The sequence below is a fragment of the Thalassoglobus neptunius genome (assembly GCF_007859735.1).
Classification (GTDB): Bacteria; Planctomycetota; Planctomycetia; order Planctomycetales; family Planctomycetaceae; genus Thalassoglobus; species Thalassoglobus neptunius.
Genome location: NZ_SIHI01000007.1, coordinates 17,002 through 37,894 on the forward strand (window position 1 = coordinate 17,002; position 20,893 = coordinate 37,894).

The 20,893-nt window shown below is 52.2% G+C and carries 12 protein-coding genes; 6 read left to right on the top strand and 6 right to left on the bottom strand.

Annotated elements, in window-relative coordinates; translation table 11 throughout:
* The first annotated feature begins 49 nt into the window (after window positions 1-49).
* Window positions 50-1,231 carry an FG-GAP repeat domain-containing protein gene (locus KOR42_RS14450; protein ID WP_146510547.1) on the top strand — a complete coding sequence of 394 codons (1,182 nt, stop codon included), beginning with the start codon at window positions 50-52 and terminating at the stop codon, window positions 1,229-1,231.
* 185 nt (window positions 1,232-1,416) lie between these two features.
* On the top strand, window positions 1,417-2,304 hold the full coding sequence (locus KOR42_RS14455; protein WP_390620885.1) for a carbon-nitrogen hydrolase: 888 nt from the start codon (window positions 1,417-1,419) through the stop codon (window positions 2,302-2,304).
* Window positions 2,305-2,577: 273 nt separating this feature from the next.
* Here KOR42_RS14455 and KOR42_RS14460 read toward each other — a convergent pair whose 3' ends face one another.
* Window positions 2,578-4,509: a transketolase C-terminal domain-containing protein gene (locus KOR42_RS14460; protein WP_146510548.1), complete on the bottom strand. Its 1,932-nt coding sequence runs from the start codon at window positions 4,507-4,509 to the stop codon at window positions 2,578-2,580.
* Between the two features lie 345 nt (window positions 4,510-4,854).
* Window positions 4,855-7,377, bottom strand: a complete 2,523-nt coding sequence (locus tag KOR42_RS14465) for a CehA/McbA family metallohydrolase (protein ID WP_146510549.1) — start codon at window positions 7,375-7,377, stop codon at window positions 4,855-4,857.
* Window positions 7,378-7,724: 347 nt separating this feature from the next.
* Here KOR42_RS14465 and KOR42_RS14470 point away from each other — a divergent pair, with 347 nt between their 5' ends.
* Window positions 7,725-8,390 (top strand): DVUA0089 family protein, encoded by a 666-nt coding sequence (locus KOR42_RS14470; RefSeq protein ID WP_146510550.1) that lies wholly within the window; start codon window positions 7,725-7,727, stop codon window positions 8,388-8,390.
* 142 nt (window positions 8,391-8,532) lie between these two features.
* Here the strand turns inward: KOR42_RS14470 and KOR42_RS14475 are convergent, their stop codons facing one another.
* Both KOR42_RS14475 and KOR42_RS14480 read right to left on the bottom strand, forming a co-directional pair.
* Window positions 8,533-10,659, bottom strand: coding sequence for a sodium:solute symporter family transporter (locus KOR42_RS14475; protein WP_146510551.1), 2,127 nt, complete (start codon window positions 10,657-10,659; stop codon window positions 8,533-8,535).
* Window positions 10,660-10,771: 112 nt separating this feature from the next.
* A complete protein-coding gene (locus KOR42_RS14480) occupies window positions 10,772-11,089 on the bottom strand; it encodes a DUF997 family protein (protein ID WP_146510552.1) in 318 nt (105 codons plus the stop codon).
* Window positions 11,090-11,898: 809 nt separating this feature from the next.
* On the opposite strand from KOR42_RS14480, the gene KOR42_RS14485 reads away from it, so the two are divergent.
* The 3 genes from KOR42_RS14485 (at window position 11,899) to KOR42_RS14495 (ending at window position 15,286) form a co-directional block, all read left to right on the top strand.
* Window positions 11,899-12,090 (top strand): hypothetical protein, encoded by a 192-nt coding sequence (locus tag KOR42_RS14485; RefSeq protein ID WP_146510553.1) that lies wholly within the window; start codon window positions 11,899-11,901, stop codon window positions 12,088-12,090.
* A gap of 774 nt (window positions 12,091-12,864) precedes the next feature.
* Complete coding sequence (locus KOR42_RS14490; RefSeq protein ID WP_146510554.1) at window positions 12,865-13,938, top strand: NHL repeat-containing protein; 1,074 nt, start codon at window positions 12,865-12,867, stop codon at window positions 13,936-13,938.
* Between the two features lie 511 nt (window positions 13,939-14,449).
* Entirely contained in the window at window positions 14,450-15,286 is an 837-nt protein-coding gene (locus KOR42_RS14495; protein WP_146510555.1) for a hypothetical protein, read from the top strand.
* Between the two features lie 192 nt (window positions 15,287-15,478).
* Here KOR42_RS14495 and KOR42_RS14500 read toward each other — a convergent pair whose 3' ends face one another.
* Together KOR42_RS14500 and smc are read right to left on the bottom strand one after the other, a co-directional pair.
* Window positions 15,479-16,498, bottom strand: coding sequence for a sugar phosphate isomerase/epimerase family protein (locus KOR42_RS14500; protein ID WP_146510556.1), 1,020 nt, complete (start codon window positions 16,496-16,498; stop codon window positions 15,479-15,481).
* Between the two features lie 423 nt (window positions 16,499-16,921).
* Window positions 16,922-20,809 carry a chromosome segregation protein SMC gene (smc, locus tag KOR42_RS14505; protein WP_146510557.1) on the bottom strand — a complete coding sequence of 1,296 codons (3,888 nt, stop codon included), beginning with the start codon at window positions 20,807-20,809 and terminating at the stop codon, window positions 16,922-16,924.
* Window positions 20,810-20,893 lie beyond the last annotated feature (84 nt).

Sequence of the window (20,893 nt, forward strand, 5' to 3'; positions counted from 1 at the left end):
TTCGCACGCGCTGAAACAGCATTCATCGGGGCATTTGAGGTCGATCAGCATGTTCAAAACAGCGGCGGTACTTGCGGGGTTCTTCGTTTCCATTCAGTTCGGGTTCGCCGAAGAATCTGTCTGGGTCCGTCACACCATCGACAACACTTCTCGCGGTGCGGATGGAATCCGAGTCGCCGATTTCAATTCCGACGGGCATCTTGACCTTGTCACTGGTTGGGAAGAAGGCGGCCAAATTCGCGTTTACACAAATCCGGGACCGAAGGCCTCCCGCAGTTCGTGGCCGTTTTCAATCGCCGGGCATGTCGCCTCGCCAGAAGATGCCGTCTTCGCCGACCTCGACGGAGACGGACAAATGGAAGTCGTCAGCTGCTGCGAAGGCAAAAATCGTTCAGTTTATTTTCACTGGCAGAAGGAGCAGTCTTGGGAAACAGTTGCGGTTCCGGCTCTCGAATCTCAAGGACTGTGGATGTTCTGCGCTCCCATGGATATCGATCACCAGCACGGTGTGGATCTCGTCATCGGAGCCAAAGGAGCGAACGCTCAGCTCGGATGGCTTCAGTCCCCGTCAGACCCGCGGCAAACCGCCGAATGGAAATGGAATCCCCTCACACAAGTCGGTTGGATCATGAGCATCGAAGTAACAGACATGGACGGAGACGGGGATGAAGACATCCTCTACACTGACCGCAAACTCTCCCGACGAGGTCTGCATTGGCTCGAATATCAACAGAGCGATTCCGGCAGTCCGCAATGGACTCGGCACACCGTCGGAGGAACGGACCGAGAAGTCATGTTTCTCAGTCAGGGGGATCTCAATCATGATGGAAAAACCGACATTGCTGTCGCTGTCAAGAATGGTCCGATCACATGGTACGAACGTGCTGACGACTCCGGCCAAAACTGGATCGAACATGAAATTGCCATGCCTTCTGATGCAGGAACTGGCAAAGGAATTGCGATTCTCGACGTCGATCTCGATGGTCTGAACGATCTCGTTTTCTCGTGCGAACACTCCGGAGAAAAACGCGGACTCGAATGGCTCAAGCGAGACAACGTCATGTCTGACGAGTGGGTGTTCAAAGACATCGCCGGGCTTGAAGACGGCGTGAAATTCGACCTCCTGCAGTCGATTGATCTGGATCACGATGGCGATCTCGACCAGTTGACGTGCGAAGAACGCGACAACCTGGGAGTCATCTGGTACGAGAACCCCACAATCTCGGAGTGAGCCGTCAGAAATCTCGCCCACGCAGCAGTAGACCTTCCGGCAGCCACACCGTACTCTTCCCCCCAACTGCGAAAACTTGAGAACGTCACGTTTGCGCAGAAAATCTCGTCTGCAAGTCGGTCATGCAAAGCGAGCAGAGTGCTTTGACGATTTCCGGAACTTCGTGAGGAATGTCCCCAATGCCCATGCAAAATCAACCAATGAATGTCGCACTCATTCAACGATCCGCGTCGACCGATCCTCAGGAGAATCTGGAAGCGACCATTTCTGATATTCGCCGTGCGGCAGAGCAGGGCGGAAAGATCATTTGCACTCAGGAACTGTTCCGGTCCCAGTACTTCTGCCAAAGTGAAGACCACGCAAACTTCGAACTCGCCGAAACGATCCCAGGGCCGAGCACGAAAGCGTTCTCGCAGATTGCCAGCGAGTGCGGAGTTGTCATCGTTGCTTCACTGTTCGAAAAACGAGCACCCGGTCTCTATCACAATACCGCAGTCGTCTTCGACGCCGACGGATCAGAGCTTGGGCTGTATCGGAAAATGCACATTCCGGATGATCCGCTGTTTTATGAGAAGTTTTACTTCACTCCCGGAGACTTGGGATTCAAGGTCTTTTCGACACGCTTCGGAAAAGTTGGCGTCTTGATTTGCTGGGATCAGTGGTATCCCGAAGCTGCTCGACTAACCGCTCTCGCCGGAGCTGAAATTCTGTTTTATCCAACAGCGATTGGCTGGCATCCGGCAGAGAAAGCTGAGTACGGAGAAGCTCAGCATTCATCGTGGGAAACAATTCAACGGAGTCACGCAATCGCGAACGGGGTGTTCGTCGCGGCGGCGAATCGTATTGGACATGAAGGAGACCCCGACGGGGGAATCCAGTTCTGGGGACAAAGTTTTCTGTGCAACCCGTCCGGCACAATCATCGCCAAAGCAAGCCAGGACAAGGCAGAAATCCTGATGGCGGAATGTGACTTCTCGACGATCGACCAACAGAGAACTCACTGGCCATTCCTGAGAGACCGACGAATCGATGCTTACAGCCCGATTGTAAATCGCTACATCGAGCAAAGCTGACCGTCAATCACAAACTATTTCACGATACGCTGAGAATCCCCCGAGCGACTCGGTTCCATACCCTAAACGACAGGGCAGGGGACCTTCAATCTTCTATTACTCTCCCCTTTGGGACGTGAGCGCGGCGGTCAGTCAGCGCTCGAGAACTCAAACCAAAACTTGAGAACTCAAACAAACGTGTTGCGACAAGAGAAACGATTCAAAGAAAAACTCCTCGTCACCAGAGCCAATTCCGGTCACGAGGAGTCATGAAGAATCAGAGTTCTCGAGAGCTTATTTCACGAGTTCCCGGATGGCTTTCTGAATTCCTTCCGAATCCAGTCCCTGATATCCCATCTGCTGCCACAACCCGCCGGAACCTTCGCGATGTGTTCCGATGTTGTTGTATCGACCGGTAAATCCTCGCTTGAGCAACTCTGTTCCGAAGCGTGAACCGAGACCGGTTTTCACGTTGAATGATTCAGCAACCAGAACAGCTGGGGACGCGGCGAGTTTCTGCATCATCTCTTCGTCGTAAACGTTGAGAGTCGCCTTGCAAATCAATCCAACATCGATTCCGGAAGCCTTGAGTTTGATCACAGCATCCAAAGCGCGATAGGTCGTTTCTCCGAAGGTGACGATATATCCCGCAGTTCCTTCGCGAACGATGTCATCTTTTCCGGACACGAATTCGTAATCGTCGCCGAACAGCTTCCCGCCGTTCTCGTTCAGGAGATCTGGGACACCAGAACGTGTTGAGAAGAGGAATCGCAATCCAAGATCGTTGTAAATCGACTTCAGACACTTGCGGAACTGATGCTGGTCAGCGGGGAAGTAAAGCCGCGTGTTGTCACGATCTTCGTCCGGAAGGCCGTTGTCTCCGAACATATTGTTCAGACCAAAGTGACAGGTGTTGTCGGCCATGTCATCGCAACCAGCGTGGCTGAAATGAGCGAGGACATTACTCTGATTCAAGCGGGCCATGGTGACTTCGGAAACAACCATTTCCAGAAAAGCGGAAAATGTTGCGAAGACTCCCTGCTTCCCGACTTCATACCCGAAACCGGCAGCTGCCGAGAAGTTTCCTCGTTCCATAATTCCACCCCGAACGAAAACTTCCGGGTGTTCTTTTCGAACGTGGTTGAGACCACAACTTCCTTCGAGATCACAGTCGAAGACTTTGACTGAGGCAATTCGTTGCTCTTCAGGAATCGCGTCGAGAATTTCGTTCAGAATGCGTCCAAACAGATCGCGGTTTTTGCCAACGCTGCTGGCATCGCAACCTTCATGAGCAGGTCCGCCCGGGCCTTTCTCAACAGACTCCAGGTACTCAACCGCTTCTGCTCGTCCACGCGACTTGAGATAGTCGATCGCGACTTTGGTCCCAATGACGTCGTGACCGTGGGCGCTCCCTTCGAGCCCCTCGATTCCCACGCACATTTTTCGCTTGTTCATCAAAGCGACCGGACCGGATTCCGTGACCGCCGCACACATGCGACGGTAGAGGCTGTCGAGATCTTCTCCGTCTCCGGTATCGACCTTGAGTCCGTGTCCTGCCAGTGTCTTCCCGACATCGTATCCGGGGAGATAGTTCGACGGATGCCCGGCGATTGTCACATCGTTGTCATCGACGACGACTTTGACATTCAGCTGCTGGGCCACTGCCAACCGAGCGGCTTCAGCGTCGTTGCCTTCCATCTGAGATCCATCGGACCCCAGCATGAACACGACTTTGTCAGGGTTCGCGAGAGCGACACCATTCACGAACGGCCACATGTGTCCCAATCGGCCCGAGCTGAATTTGACGCCAGGAGTGAATCCGCGTTCCGGATGCCCAGGCAGATGCGACAAGTATTCGCGATAATGGAAGAGTTTCTCGATGTCCATTTCCCCTTCGAGGACGGACATCAAATATTGCGTTGCGACGCGGTGACCAGCTTCGTCAAAGAAAACGGGAACAATTCCGGGCGTTCCCCCTTGGCGACCGTTCTCCATAAACCCATGCATAATCAGCGTTTCGGGAACAGTATCGTATGGTCCGCCGGAGTGACCGCCGAGGCCTTTTGCTCCACCGATCGCGGTGAAGAAGATAATGGCGTCGCGGCAAAGCTGAATGTTCTTTTCCAGCTGTTCGCGTTGTTCATCAGTCAGTGTGGGCTGCTTTGGGTCCAGAGGGACCACTTTGTACTCATGCAATGGAATCGGAAAATCCGTAGTTGCAGCCATTGATTTTTCTCCACACTGGATCTTTGGTAACGATCGAAATGGGTCCTCGAGGGAGATGATCCGTCGAAGACACGATCGCTTTGATATGATTGGTGACGATTCGTTGGTGGCAAAGTATGAAAGCCACGGATGAAAATGCAACGCATTACAATGGCGCAACGCTCTCAAAAACACGAATGTTTCAGCCCACGAAGCCTGAAACGGAAACCGAAACCGGAGAACGCATCGACCAACTCCGATTAAACCGGGACATTTTTTCTCTCCTGCGTACTCTGCGCCGCCTGTCCCATTGACTTGTCAGAACCGGAACACATTCGAGTTCACAGAGCTTTCCTGACCGATGACTCACGGAACAACGAGTGCTTCTCGGATCCGTTTCGCATCTCTTCCCCGAGTCCGATAGGTTTCGATAGCTCGATCGTATGCTTCTCTGGCGTCATCTCGCTCACTCTCGTCGATCAGGTGGTTTCGAGACGCCCACAGGAGTTCGACGGACTGAAGGCACCATTCCGCACTCTCCTCCGAACTTCGAATCGGTTCTTCCGAGACAATGACCTCGACTGGGTTCGTGTGAAGTTGGGGAAACTGACGCAGCGCGACCCAGCTACTTTGGAATACATTGATCGACAGGGTAATTCGATGGGGCTTCCCGTCCGCTGGCACAACTTGAGAAGCGACTACTCGGCCGTTTCTGATGACTTCAACCCGCCGTTCGCCGCCGTGAATGTACTGGTCACTTCTTTCCCCGTGCAGAACCCGCGTGTCACCGATTTCCCGGCGCCCGTCTGAGTTGGGTTGAGTTCCGTGAGCAACAGCGACAGGAGTGTCGGGGGCAAAGCTCACCAAACCTTCCACGAGTAGAACGGAGGGTCTCTTCAAATTTAACTTGCCGGTTCCGGGTTCTTTTCCACCGACCTCAAACTTCAAAGCGTGAGCGTAACCGTCTGAGACGTACGAACGCCCCGCAGCCAGTCCCGCACACCAGTCAGCAAACTCGAACTCCTGACGCTTCTCATCGGCGATCTTGACATAAACTCGCCCCTGACCGACTCGTCGACTGCTCATGCAGGGGAAATCCGTCTCTCCGCTGAGCTTGATCGGGAAGCCACAGTTCAGCAGATGATACCAGGTGTTCAATTCGCCGATCCGGCCGGTGTCCATGGCACTTGTGAAATCACAAACTCCTTCGGAGGCGCTGACGAAGATTTCCATCGCTCCGGAACCGTTCATCGAGGGAAGGACAAGATTCGGAAGCCCATTCGCCGCTTGATCCGCCGCACGAGCGATTTCACTTCGGGAAAGAGTGCCTGTCGCGTCTTCGTCCATCAAACCGAATTTTTCAGGGAGAAGAATCTCTTCAGATTCGTCGATGCTGACTTCTTCGTCTCCGTTTTCATCATGACGTTCAACAAGCCAATCGGCATATCTGGCTTCGTCGATCCTCATATCGGAGTGCGGGTAGCCAGTGACGCCTCCCTGTTCTTTGGCCCAGCGCATCACAGGAACGGTCCACGTGGGCCAACCGTCTGTCGTCCCGTTGGTTCCGGGGTAAACCTGATCGGAGAGATTCAACAGACAAACGTGACCGAGGGCAGCGGAACCGAAACCACTGATTTCCAGATCGTATTTCAGTTTCGTGTGTGGTTCGCTGATGAGGTCTGCTTGAGGCGAGAAGTATCGCCGCTGAAAATCGAAGCACGGTCCCCACGTTAAAACGCAGCCCACATTTAATCCTTCTCCTTTCACCTGCCGAAACATATCGACTGGTGAAACGCCTTGCGTTGGGTCCTGATAGTGTGCACACCCGGCCCCGTGAATGTGATGATCGCCGCTGTAAAAACCGAACTCCATCGGATTCACCCATCGCTGAAGATGAATCTCCACCGAGTTTTCCGTGTGCGGGTCGACAGTGATCTTCTGCTCTTGAACGACATATTCCGGACCACGCGAACTCTGAATCGTGTATTCTCCCGGAGCGAGGCTGACCATCTCTCCATCATGACGATAGATCTGCTCCTGGAAGAAAAAGTCGGGAGCCAGTCGCTTTGGTTGTGGCGGCAGCACTCGCCCTTTCGAGTCACGGATCGTCAATCTTGCAGTCGTGCGAGTTCCGTCCTCATCAAATATTGAAAGTCGAACCGGCAGAGCAGGGCGAATTTCGAACAGAATCGGGATCTCGCCACGAAACCCCAAATCCTGAGTTCCCTGACCGACATCAAAAGCGAGTGTCGCTTCCCGCTTTCCATCCTCGGAGCAGTACGCCAACAGCAAAAAATACTCGACACCAAGCCCACTCAGTCGATCCGTAAGCGGGGGATCACTAAATAATTCAAACTGGAAAATCCGCTTCGAGGAAGAATCACTGGAACGATTTGGAGAGAGTTGCTGCGGATCGGAATCACCGAGATGTTCCTGCTGCTGCCGCTGCAGAATCAACGCCGACACTCCCGAGTAAACATTCCCCGCTTGCGGCGACGAGACTCTTAAACGCTCCGTGAGGGTAGACTCGTTGACGACTTTCACCAAAAACAGCTGATATCCATTCTGTGTGAGGAGAGCCTTTGCTGGTCCACGCGTCACTTTAGTTCGGTACTCAGGATTCAAATGGACCGCCAGCAGAACTTCGGAATCGAGTAGTTCCTGAATGTGCATCGACTCCTGATCCTGAACAGCTGCCTTCAATTCAATCAGAAGATCTTCGGGAAACGGGGCTCCCATTGCCTGCCGGCACTCAATCAAACGAGCCACATTCGCTGCAAGTGGTTGGCCGTCAACGTTCAGAACAGGGACATCTCCATATCCGTTCCGGAAAGAGAGACCGCCCAGAAGAAGTATCGTCACGAGTAGCTGCCGAATGCGAATGACCATCACGACCCATCCAATCTGAAATACTGTGCCAGTAGATGTTCTAGTCGATTTCGTCTCTTGAATGAATTCTGATGCCGTTTGTCGAACTTTGTGAGTTCTTGAATTCCTCCAGGCGTCGTCTGAGTCAATGCCTCGGAAGTTTCCGATTTGTGGCGAAACGGCATCAAATCGACCACCCGTTTGGACTCAAACAAGCTGTCGGATGTTTTTCGAGAATTGAGTCTTTGCCGAGTTCAAATTCTTCCCGCATAGTTGGGCAAGTTTGCAAACCCACGTACTTCCACTGCAGTGAAAACATTTGTGAGAGAAAAAAAGAGCAATCAACAACTAAGAATTGTGGGTGAAGAATGAAAAAGTTTATGGCCGCATGGTCCATCTTCATGATGATGGGCATGCTTTCACACGCGGAAGCGGGATTCTTCTCGTTTCGCGGTGAATTCGAAGCAGATGATACAGTGCAACTGTTCAACTTCACTTTGAATTCCACTTCGAATGTGACATTGCAGTCATTCGGATACGGTGGCGGAGTTCAAGCTGACGGAAACGTTGTTTCCGCTGGTGGATTCGATCCAATCCTGTATCTGTTTGATTCCAGTGGAAACGTGATCGACTTCAATGACGACGGTGGCTTCCCTGCGGTGAACTTCGATCCAACCACAGGCAGCAGCTACGACGTGTACATGGAAATCCTGGGCCTCGCTGCAGGAGACTACATCGTTGCACTGTCGCAGTATGACAACTTCCTGAATGGAGGACTTGGTGGAAACCTTTCAGATGGGTTCGCCTTCACTGGAGATCCGGAGTTCACTCAGAAGTTCACCGGAAACTCTTCGGGAAAATTCTGGGACGTCGACGGATTCGCCCGTAACGGAGAATTTGCGTTCGACATTATTGGAGTTGACTCAGCTTCACTCCAGTCCGTTCCAGAACCATCATCACTGGCGCTCGTGACTCTCGGTCTGGCATCCGCCGGTGTGATTCGTCGCAAACGACGAAATCAGGCCAACGCCTGATAAAACGCAGCTCGATACACAATGATCGAGCGAAAACACGGTAAAACTGAGAAGCGAAGAGTCAATTGGCTCTTCGCTTCTTTCGTTTTGGATCTTCTGATTCGTAGCCTCATGCAAGACTCATGAGAAATCGTCGAACAGGTCACGTTGTCGACGGAACAGAGAAGTATTTCTCAACAAGTTTCTCTGAAGGCTTTGGCGTCAGCGGCGTGATAATAAGGACAGCGAGCAACGACGCTGCGAGGCCAATCACGACTGGCCCAAGACCAAACAGATCGACGGGATTCGTGAACTCACCGCCTTGCAACCAACTGGCGATGTGCATCATCAAGTGAGAACTAAATCCCACAAGCATACTTCCCAGGCATCCCCAGACATTGGATCGTTTCCAATAGAGAAGCGCAACAACGGGAAACAGGAAGCACGCCGCAAGACCGCTCCCGACGTACACAATAATGTCTTGAAGAAACTTCGGCGGGTTGATCGCGAAGATCAAAGCAATCGAGCCGATGATCAATGTCGTCAGGTAGCTCAAACGTTTGACTGTTTGATCGCTGGCAGACGGATGAATATTCCGCTGATATAAGTCTCTGACAAGAGCGGAAGAAATCACGAGCAGGAAGCTGTCGACCGTCGACATGACCGCAGCAAATGGAGCAGCAATCAGCAGCCCCGCCAGCCAGCCATGTCCCACTCCTTCGGTCAGCGTCACCGCCATGGCAGGCATAATCTGGTCTGCTTCGTTTTCCATTCCCGGCAGTAAAATTCGGGAATAGCAGAAAATGATCACGAGTGGAAAATAGATCAACCCGTAATAAATCGTGACTGTAATAATGGCCCGGCGAAGAGTTTTGGAATCTTTAAACGCCATTAATCGGACCATATATTGAGGCTGTCCCGTTCCCGAAATTGCCCACATGAAAAAGAAAGAAATCGCCATTCCTAAAGGCAGAAAACCAGCTGCCGCCGCGACATCTTCATCGGTTCGCCCCGCTTCGCTCGGCCCCATGGGAGCAGGACCTGAAACGTAATTGCCCGGCTCGCCGGCGCCGTAGGAATACTCTTGAACCTCGTCAAAATGGACGGTCATTAAAGGTTTAACAGAAGGATTGGAATCCGCATCAAACGGCCAGTAAGCTTTGGCAATCTCTTCCGTCTCTGCGAGGTTGAGGGCATCACGTTCGCCAGAGCCAACAGCTCCGGTAATGTCTTCCTGAACTTTCGTTGCCGAAGACGAGGACCGATTCTCCTCGAGCCGCTTCCATTGGAGATCGATTTCTTCCGGAGTGATCAGTTCCACGAAAGTCACGTTCTCTGCGGACGTCGCTCCGGCAGGAAGGGAGATCGATCGACTGAGTCGATAAAGATGTTGTTCTCCGTCCTCATCAGTTCGACCGAACCAGAGATCTTTGAGTGTCACCGGTTGATCGGTCGCTTGATCGAAATCGAGTCGACCGGATGCGATTCTCGGAGGAATCATCTTCGCCATCAGTTCCGTTCCTGATCGCATTCCACCGACTTGCGAAAGGGTGAGCGGAAGCATAATCGCAACTCCGAACACCATCACGATCCCTTGCAAAACATCCGTCCAGACGACTGCATGAAATCCACCATACGTCGTATAGAGAATCACTAGAATTCCGAAGGAGAGCAGGCAACAGAAATAGCCCGGCTCCACACCTTCGAAGAAGGAATTGCCTTGAATCATCAAACCACAAGTGTGGCTGAGCGACTGAAAAATCTCGGCGTCTTCGATCAAGGTTTGAAGCAAAACACTGCCCGCCTTGAATTGGGCAATGAGATTGAAGGACAGAAAGAAGACGATTAAAAGCATGGCGACGATCCCAAACGCGGGACTCTCAAACCGGTCGCGCAGGACATCGGGGATTGTGATCGATCCGGACTTTCGGGCGACCTGATTCACGCGTTTCCCGAGCAATCCCATCGTGCAAATCGGGTAGACCATATAGCTCGAAATCCAGAGCGCCAGAATCCACCCGTGCGTATAAATCTTGGCCGGGAATCCCGTAAAGCTTCCGCCCGATGCACTCGTCGCTGCGAACGTCAACGCAAAAGCCCACATTCCCAGCCCGCGACTTCCCAGAAAGTATTCGCTGAGAAAACTCTTTCCCTGAAGCAATCGATTCGCGAACGCTGCGATCACAAAAACTGCGATCGTGTAAATTCCGAATGTCCAAATCGCCGCGTTCGAAGCTGTGACTGCGAGGATACCTGAAACCGAAACCCCTCCCATACCGACATCTTTCATGTAGAGACTGGAAGCTTCTGAGAAAGTAACTGCGTGAGTTCAACAACATCCGACTTCCGAGCATCGCTCATCCTGCAAGCGATGATTCGAAGTCCAAACAACCGAAACACGATTAACTGGAGTTTGAAGACTCGGACGAATTGACCTCGGAAGACAACGACTCCGCAGGTTCAAGATCGTCGTCCTGGATGTAGAACGCACACATCCCAATCGCGACAAGGCCACAGACCACCCAGGGAACTGCAACTCCCCAGACAACCCATGAGGGCAACCCCCAAAAGAGATCGAGTTCAAGTTCCTCGCCCGCTGTCCTGTATCCGTATTCGTAGCAGTACGGAACTGTCCACAGGAAACTCGCCCCCCACAGTAAGAGGATCGCGATCGCTTCCCGCTTCGAATGCCGGTAGACCGGGTCTTCGGTAGACTTCACAGAAACTTCTCCGATTCTTATGCGACTCGACACTCGAAAGCCTAATCGCTCGCTGGTGATCTTGGAAACCACCAGCAAGTCATTCTGTGCAAGATCACCGGGAAACAAACATCTCCAAATTTGAGCATGTGAAGATTGGTCATTCCAATTTCGTGAGCTTCTTGTGCACTCGCAATAAGTTGTGCACTCACAGCAGATGATCGAAACGCACCTCACGTACACCAGTCGATGCCGGGCCATTCGCAATTCGAACAAGCCTCCCGGGCAACCCAGAACCGCGAGCGATCGAGGCATTTCATTCAGACAACGCGCTCGGCGTCGCGGAGAGTGGTGTGTGAACACGCACGACTTTTGACAAAACAGAAGTCATCAAATTGATCAATTGTGCCTCGAAATCGATGCGGCAGGAATGATTCCGATCTGCCAGCAACCATCTTGGTTCGAATTGTGACAATGACATTCCCATTCCCCGGCTCATTCTGACCGCTAAAACCGGGACACTTGAGCTTCTCTCTGCCAGATTCTCTCATCATCGTTAACTCCCAACGCAGTCACGACTAACGATGCGAGATCAGATTTCGACGGCAGCAAATCCACGAAAATCACCGGAAAATACGCAACTTCTTTGCATTGAAATCGACAATAGACACGTTGAAGAAGTTGTGTTTTCGAAACACAAAGCCCTTCTTTCAGCGTGAGTCGAATAGAATTGGCACGCCCTTCGCTATGTTCCGATCCAGTCAGGAAGAACACTGACCTGATCGAAATTGAGACGACACTTACAGCCAACATTTCAAGGAGAAAATAAAATGGTTGTTCTACGCCCAGGACGCACGAATCGCCGTAGTCAAAACCATCTTCGCGACACAAACAATCGACATCCACGCGTCGTCACGGAACTCGAAAGAGATCAGGTCTCGTCAATCGAAGAACTGCAAGCTGCTTTTGCATTCCTCTCCCAAGCGCTGCGAGACACAGCCCCGAAACGGCAATACTCGTAACTCGCACGTTGATCAGAAACGGTCTCCACAAGTCCCGCGATCGTCGTCGAAAAGCCTTCCATCGTCATTCAAACTAGATAAACTTTGGATCGCTTATCGCTCAGCAGGAGGTGGAGGCCGCGGGCATTTTGACCCGACCAACTGACCTCACCAAATAGGTCGCCTTCTTCTGAGTCACCCGCCGTGGCTGATCCTCTTGTTGCGAACAGCCACCAACTCGTTCGGAAACGAACTGAGCCTCAGGAGACACTTGCTCCGGATTCGTTCTCAATCGAACCGTGATTGAAGAGATCCTGGAAACCATGAATCGATCTTCTTCGCCGAGCAACACTTCGATTCATCCTTCCCGCCGGGCCAATCTCGGGTGACTACTCTTTCTCGCAAGCTGATCGCTGAACGCAACGAACGATCGCCTGATCGTATCATCGTGTCACCAATCTCGCTGAAGATCCGGGGGATCGAAATCCGCTCACGCTGGTGTTTTTCCGAACGCACTGACGAAGCGCTTCGTCGATGTTGAAGCTGATTTTTTTCGGGACTTCCTTTTGTCGTTGGTGTGCAGAAGTGCCAAGAAGTGAGTTCGTGTCAGTGCAAACCTTTCAACTGATCTGCTCGACACTTGAAACGCCACTCCCGATCGATGTCCCGAGGCATCATGACTCTTTCGGCTGATCTGTCGAAGTCCTCTCATGGTTTGCGAGAACGGCAGCGAAACCGCTATTCTTCAGATCAGTCCCTGTTGATCAACCGACCTATCTAGCGGAATTGCATTCGATGAAAGAGACGCACTCACGCCGCGACTTTATGAAAGCCACTGTCGCGACAGCCACCGCCTTCGCCGGGGCTCCGAGGTTCCTGAATGCCTCAGACAAAGCTGGTCGCAAACTCCCAGTTGTTGGATCGGGAGAACACACTTACGAATGCCATCACTACTGGGGCAACGAGAGCCTGCCTGCGAATCATCAGTACGGAGGCGCCTCACACGGGACCGCAGTCGATTCACAAGGGCGGATTTACATCACTCACCAGGGAACTCCCGGATCACTCTTCGTGTTCGACGACGATGGGAATTTCATCAAGGCGATGGGTGAAGAACATGTGGTCAAGAATACCGGGAAAGGGCACGGCATCGACATTCGCCAGGAAGGCAATGAAGAGTTCATCTACCTTTCTCCCAGCGAGAGTTCGCTGTGGTACACAAAGATGACTCTCGACGGCGAAGTCGTCTGGAAACGTGGTCGTAAGGAACTCCATAAAGACAGCGGCGTCCTCGGCGACGGTGTGAAATATCGACCGACCAATACGAGTTTCCGTCCTGATGGCGGGTACTATCTTGGCGACGGTTACGGCAGCAACTATCTGTTCGAATACGATCAGAACGACAAGTTTGTGCGTGTGATCGGTGGTCCCGGAACGAACGCTGGCCAGTTTCAAACTCCTCACGGGCAGTGGCTCGATGAACGAGACGGAACTCCCAAGCTTGTCGTCGCGGACCGTGCCAACAAGCGGCTGCAATGGTTCGACCTCGACGGAAATCATGTCCAGACTCTCGACGGTTTTCTGTTCCCAGCGGATATCGACATTCAGGGCGAGATCATGCTGATCCCGGATCTCCATGCTCGAATCACTCTACTCGACAAGAACAATCAGGTTCTGGCGCAACTTGGTGATGACGAAGCGTGGCGGGAACGTGTTCTCGGTGACGGCTTCGCAATGCGTCGTACTCCCGACCAATGGGAAGATGGAAAGTTCATTCATCCCCATGACGCCTGTTTCGATGCGGACGGAAACATCTACTGTGCAGAGTGGGTCGTAACTGGCCGAGTGACGAAACTGGTTCGCGTTTAAAAATCTTCATTTCTGGTTTTCAATTTTCGTCTCTGGTTTTCAACGGTTTCCACAGGCAAGTCCTGATTCATCCAATGAAGTGAGTTCCGGCGAGGCCAGAGAATCGATCTGAATAATACGGTAAAACCCAAATTGCGTAAGTCGGCGATCTTCGGAGAGGGTGGTCGTACATTAGAAGGTCTGCGCTTGTCACCAACAGCAGCATGAGCAGCAACATCAGTCCCTGCTGCGTTCGCAAATTTTCGGATTACAGCAAACTCCACCGGAACTTCGCTCGAACGACCGGGGTTGAATTTTGTACGGGATGAGTGCAGCGACGATCGCGACACCATCAAGAATACCGAACCGTGACGTTACTGTTCGCGCTCGTCCGTTTTCAAAGTCGTTCCGGTGACCAGTCACCGTGAACATGCTTGGCATTGTGAACTTGCTTAGCACCGTGAACATACTCAGAAACTCTTCAACCATTTCACCTCTCAATTCCTACTCACTTTCAGTGGAGACCGTTCCGATGATGCGTTCAGTTCTTTCAGTCGCTGTTTTGGCGATGCTTGTCGTATTCACACCAACCCTTGAAGCTCAGCCACCCGGCGGTGGTCCCGGACGCGGCGGTGGGGGTCGAGGTGGCGCCGGACGCGGTGGAAACGAAGATATCAACCTGTTGACTCTGGCCGGGATTGAACAAGTCCAGGAAGAGATTGGACTCGAGGGAGACACTTTGGCCGCCGTCCGCGATCTTCAGGATAAGGTGCGTGATGAATCCCGCGAAATGATGGCGGACTTCGGTAACTTCCGGGAAATGTCCCGTGAAGAACGTGAAGCTGCGATGGAGAAAGCCCGCGAAGCTCGGGAATCTGTGACCAAGGATGCGGACGCGGAATTGGCGAAACTGCTCAGCGACGAACAGAACTCACGACTCCAGCAGATCGCACTGCAGGTGAAAGGTCCACGAGCACTGCAAGAAAAAGAAGTCGCTGCCAAACTCGGACTCTCCGAAGATCAGACCGGGAAGATTGACTCAATCGTCAGTTCGATGGAAGACTCGACACAAGAACTCATGGAAGCTGCCCGTTCAGGCGGACGAGATGGATTCGCGGAAGTCCGAACGAAAATTGAAGCGTTGACGAAAGAGACCGACGAAAAGCTCGAAGCTGTTTTGACCGACGCTCAAAAAGAAACCTTTGCAGCCATGAAAGGGGACGCTTTTGAGCTGGATCGACGAGCAATGTTCCGAGGTCGTGGCGGAAATCGAGGCGAAGGACGTGGACAAGGTCGACCTCAACGTGGCGGAGATGGACAGGGACAAGGTCAAGGACGAAACCGTCAGCGACCACCCATTGAAAACTAATCCGTTTTGACGGTTTCCCCGCAAACCTGAAACGCGAGTAATGAAAAAGCGAGCCAGATCATATCGAATCTGGCTCGCTTTATTTTGCGCGCTCATCAGTGGTGGCGGCTTTTATAGATTCCCCAACAGACACAAAGGTCATCGCGATCTAAAGCCACCGGACCTAATTTTCCGAGAAGAATTCTCCCGCTATTAGAATCCGCGAAGCTCGCGAATGTCCTGCATGGTTCGCAATCGATAGTCGATGTTGACGTAATCGAGCAAAGAGCAAAGGGCGCGGACAGCCACTCCCATTCCGTCAGGACCACTGAATCCTCCGAACTGTCCTCCTCCTTTCAAATGCGGTTCGAGTTCCAGAAAAACTCCCGGGCCACCGAGTCGTCTCATTCGCTCATCGAGGGCAGGGATGTGTTCACGGAAGTCGCGAAGAATCATTTCATGGCCTGAGTCACCAATGTTCGAGGGGACAAAGTTCTTCAGCCGCTCTTCATCGACATAGCCCTTCCACTCAAGCGACGAGTCAATGGCGTAGTCTTTAATATGGATCCAGCCGATATGTGGTCGCATGGCTTCATACTCTTCGAAGCACTGGACGGGCGACATATTCTGAGAGGAAAGATTTCCGCCGTCGAAGATCACAACAAGATTGTCGCGATTGATCTTCGTCGCCAGTTCCGCAAGAAGGCGTCCATTCTGACCGATCAGATTGGCTTCCACTTCCAATCCATAAACGATGCCGTGCTTGGCAAACTCGTCAGCAATCTGACCGACACGTTCTACAGCCTGATCGAAGTAACGTCCGGGATCTTCGCCTTTCGGTTGATAGAAAGAAAATCCGCGGATGAGTTTTGCGTCGAGAGCCACAGCAGCACGGACTGTCTGAGCGACTTCGCCAGCCATGTATTCATCAAACGGGACGAACTTATTGTGCGAGCCATCTTCCTGATCGACCAGTTTGACCTTCCCGATTCGAGAACCAATGCTGGCGACTGACATTCCATACTCTTCGTGAATGGCCGCAAGCTGTTTCAGTTCTTCGTCGTCCAACTCAACAACATGCTTAACGGTCCCGGTCCCCGCCACGTCGACGAATCGCGGGCTGTAAAACTTCAGCCCCAATGCAGCGAGTGACGACATCTGTTCGATTGCCGTTTTCCGATTTGCGGCTTCATCTGCAAAGGCGCTCAGGAGAACTTCAGGATTGGCGGCCATAGGATCACATTCTCAATCTGGTTCTAAGATTTCATTTGAAAACTGTGTGACACTGATCGAACAGGAAGAAAGAATCGATTCAGCCATTCGGAAGACACATCGATGCCGGTTTGACTCTTTTCGTCTCCCAACTGGAAATTTCTGGCAGTCAAAGCACGCTTTGAGGTCTCGCAATGTGTCCCGTTGAGACAGGATTCTTCCCGGATCAGAAACCGCACACAGATCTGCGGATTCGCTTTCTACGAGCTTGAGATTGTTGAGAGATTCACGAGAACTTGCAACCCGCAGGCAGCGAGGTCGGATGTCTCATCAAACGATATTAATGCCGCTCATGGAAGAAGGAGGGCAGGGGACGTCAACCGATTCCCAGCGTCACTCCGAACAATGATTGTCGGCGCGACCAGTGACACCACGAAAAATGCCCTAAGCAGCGACGTTGATTTCCCCGTTGTCGTTGACGTCTTCGAAGTTCACAGAGATTCGCTTCGAAATTCCCGCTTGTTCCATTGTGACCCCATAGAGAATATCGGCTGCGGTCATTGTTCGTTTGCGGTGTGTGATGATCACAAATTGGGTCGTTGAGACAAACTCTTTGACCACAGCAACATAGCGGTCCACATTCGCATCATCCAATGCCGCATCAACTTCGTCGAGAATGCAATACGGACTCGGTTTACTCTTGAACATTGCAAACAGCAACCCGACTGCAGTCATCGTTTTTTCTCCCCCACTCAGAAGAGTAATCGAGCGAAGTTCTTTTCCGGGAGGTCGGGCGACGATGTCGATTCCGCATTCCAGCACATCATCCGGATCTTCGAGAATGATGTCCGCATCCCCTCCACCGAAGAGTTTGCGGAAGAGTTCCTGAAAGTGCACGCGGATGTTCTCGAATGTCTCAAGGAAGATGCGTTGGCTCTCCTTGTTGATTTTCCGAATGATCTCCTCCAGCACCGATTTTGCCTGCTGCAGATCTTTCAATTGGTGGCTGAGAGTTTGATAACGCGTTTCCAGTGATTCCAGACTTTCAAGAGCATCAGGATTCACATGGCCCATCATCTTGGCTTTGCGACGCAATCGATCAACGCGTGACTCCAGTTCATCGCGGACTTCTTCATAAGACGGAATCGAATCCGGCATGATCAACTCGTCTTCGACTTCCGATTGATCAGCCTCAGCTTCGCCGGTTTCACCGTCGACAGCCTCTTCGGTGAGTTCGACATCGCCTGTCAGTTCATCTGTCAGTTCATCTGTCAGTTCGGTGGTCGAATCAGCGTCCTCGCCTTCCGTCAACGAATCGTCCACAGCGTCGAAATCCTCTTCGTTCTCAGAAGTCTTCTCTCGAATAATCGCGTCAGCGACAGCTTCACCGTATTGCTCTGTCAGATAGATCTTGTAAGCCGAAGCACCACCTGAGACCAGTTCAGACAGTGGAACATGGAATTCTTCGACCATCCGGTCCGCAGTCGCTGTCAACTGGTGCTGAAGTTGTTGCAAAGAAAATTCGACTTGATGTTGTTGATCTTCGAGGTTTCGTCGACGGCGATGCGCCGACTCTTCTGTCTCCTGAAGTTCTTTGCGTTGAACTCGAAGTTGGTTTCTTCGGGAAAAGTCCTCGCGAGTCTCGGCGACGATGGTCTCTAGGATCAACGTTTGAGAAGCGATCGTCGTTTCTGCCTGAAGGATCGTGAACTCCCCACGCGACTGCGCGGTTTCCAGTTCCCGGACTTGTTCCGCGAACTCGACGACGGCAACACGGACTTGATTCAAATCTCGTTCGGCACGATCTCGTTCACTGATCAAGCTGGAACGGCGTTCTTCTGCTTTCGCCAACCGAAGTTGATAGGTTTCGAGTTCCTTTTTGGCTTTCTGAAACTCTTCCTCCTGTTCGGCGAGCTGATTCTTAATTGACTGAATTTCCGACTGCGACGCTTCGATCTCCTGAGTGCACTCATCCGAGTCTCGTTGCAACTCGTGACTTTCGCCTTCAATCTGAATCAGACGTTCCCCGAGCGATTCGATCGTCGAGCGAATTTCATCTGCTGCTTTCTGTCGACGATCGAGTTCTTGCTTCTCGCTTTCCAGCTTCGTCGCTGCTTCAGCCACATGCGAAGAGAACCGTTCGAGTTGCGAGCGAGCGCTGACTAGTCCAGCGTGCTTTTCCTGAATGGCAACTTCGAGCAATCGCTTTCGTTCGGTCAGATCCTCAATGCGTCGTTCACTTTGCAGGATTCCGCTTCTCAGTTCCCGCAGTTCGCTCTTTCTGGACACGATCGACGATTCGTGAGGAATTTGTCCGACCAGAAGTTCATTCTGTGGAGTGAGAATCTCACCCTGCAGTGTGACGAATCGGAGATCCGATGGCGTCGTCTCAGCCAGTCGCTGCGCATCAGCCAGAGACTCCACAATCCATGTTTTTGAAAGCAATGCTTCTGCCAGCCCAGGTGTTCGAGCGTGAGCAGCAACCAGTCGATCCGCCCGTCCATAAACTCCTTCTTCTCCGGTGAGTTCGACTACTGACTCATCGTCGAGTGGAGAACCAATGACTCGATCGGGGCTTTGAACAGCAACGAAACCGATTCGTCCGTCAATCGGCACAGCCCCACGCTTCAGATAATCGAGCATCGGAGCGAGGTTAGAAACTGCGATCCACTGCGAACGTTCTCCCAGCGCGGCATCGATGATTGGGCCGAGTTCCAGCGGAACTTCCAGAAGATCACGCACGACTCCCAGCACCTGATTCCAGGGAGGGTAATGGGCTGCGACCGCTCGATCGAGGATCTCCTGAACACCGATTGCAATGCCCGCCTGCCGTTGTTCCAGTTCTTCCAACACACTAAACCGTGCGCGGTCAGCACTGACGCATTGACGTAGTTCGAGAAGTGTCTCTTCCGTGAGCTGTCGCTGCTGAACAAAGTTTTCGCGTTCCTGTTGAACACTGGCTACATTGTCTCGTTGAGATTGCAACGCCTCCTCAGCTTCGTGAAGTTCCTGTTCAAGGACTTCCTTACGACGTGTCGACGATTCAACTCCCGCGTCGGCCTGTTCTTGACGCTTGCGAAGCTGATCCTGAGACTTGGAAACCTCCTTCTTCTGAGCATCGAAGCCGGCAAGTTTCTCCAGATTGTTTGTTCGTCGGGAATCAAATTGCGTCAGGGCATTCTGAATTTCGCTGATTCTCTGGCGGGCTGTTTTTTGCGTTCCCGAGAGTTGTTCGAGAAGTGCTTCCCGCTGAACGAGCGCTTCTTTTTCTTGCACGAACTGATTTTCGAACTGATCAACGCGAAGAACTGTCGCGCGATGTTCGTTCTCGATTGATTGAGCTCGCAACAAAGACAGTGTGAACCGCTTCCGGAGCTTTTTCAGCTCGGCGGCAATTTCGGTAAGACGGGATGTCTGATGATCAATCACAGATCGTGAACGAGTGATTTCTTCACGGTACGTGGCAATCCGTCGTTCATGCTGAATCAGTTGGCTGTCGCAATCAGAAATTGCGGTCTCGATAGATGACTTCTGTTGTTCAAGTTCGTGAAAAGAGTCACGACACTCCTGAAGCTCGGATTCCAATTCGTCGAGCCGGTTTTGTTCCGAACCGATTTTGGAAGAGATCAATCGAAAGTCATCGGCAGCAAGTCCGGTCCAAAGCGCCTTGAGTTCTTCGTTAAGTTCGCGATATCGAACAGCCTTGCTGGCCTGCGAGCGAGTCGAATTCAGTTGCGACTCCACTTCGTCGACAATGTCCGTCAGTCGAAGCAAGTTCTGAGCGACACGCTCCAGTCGGCGTTCCGCGTCAATTCTCCTCGACTTGAATTTGCTGATCCCGGCCGCTTCTTCGAACACGACACGTCGAGTCGTCGGATTTGCCTGCAGAATCTGATCGACGCGTCCCTGTTCGATGATGCTGTACGCAGCAGTCCCGGCTCCGGTGCCCATGAAGACATCACGAATGTCTTTCAATCGAACAGCAGCTTGATTGAGTAGATACTCGGAATCGCCGCTTTGATAAAGCCGTCGACCGATCTGAACTTCCCGGGTATCGACGGGAAGAAGGCCGGTGGAATTGTCGAAAGTCAGTGTGGCTTCTGCGAATCCGCTGGAACGGCGTCCGGATGATCCATTAAAGATCACATCGGACATTTCCTTCCCGCGCAGACTCTTGGCGCTCTGATCACCAAGAATCCACTTCAGTGCATCGACAACATTGCTCTTCCCGCTTCCGTTGGGCCCAACGACGCAAGTGATCCCTTTCGAGAATTCGAACAGGGTTCGATCCGCGAAACTCTTGAATCCAAAGAGTTCTAACGACTTGAGCATTCCACAGAAACTTAAAAGCAGTTAGGGGAGGGGAGTCTTAAATCCCCGAAGGTTCGTGTCTTAAGAGCGATTTAATAAACACTC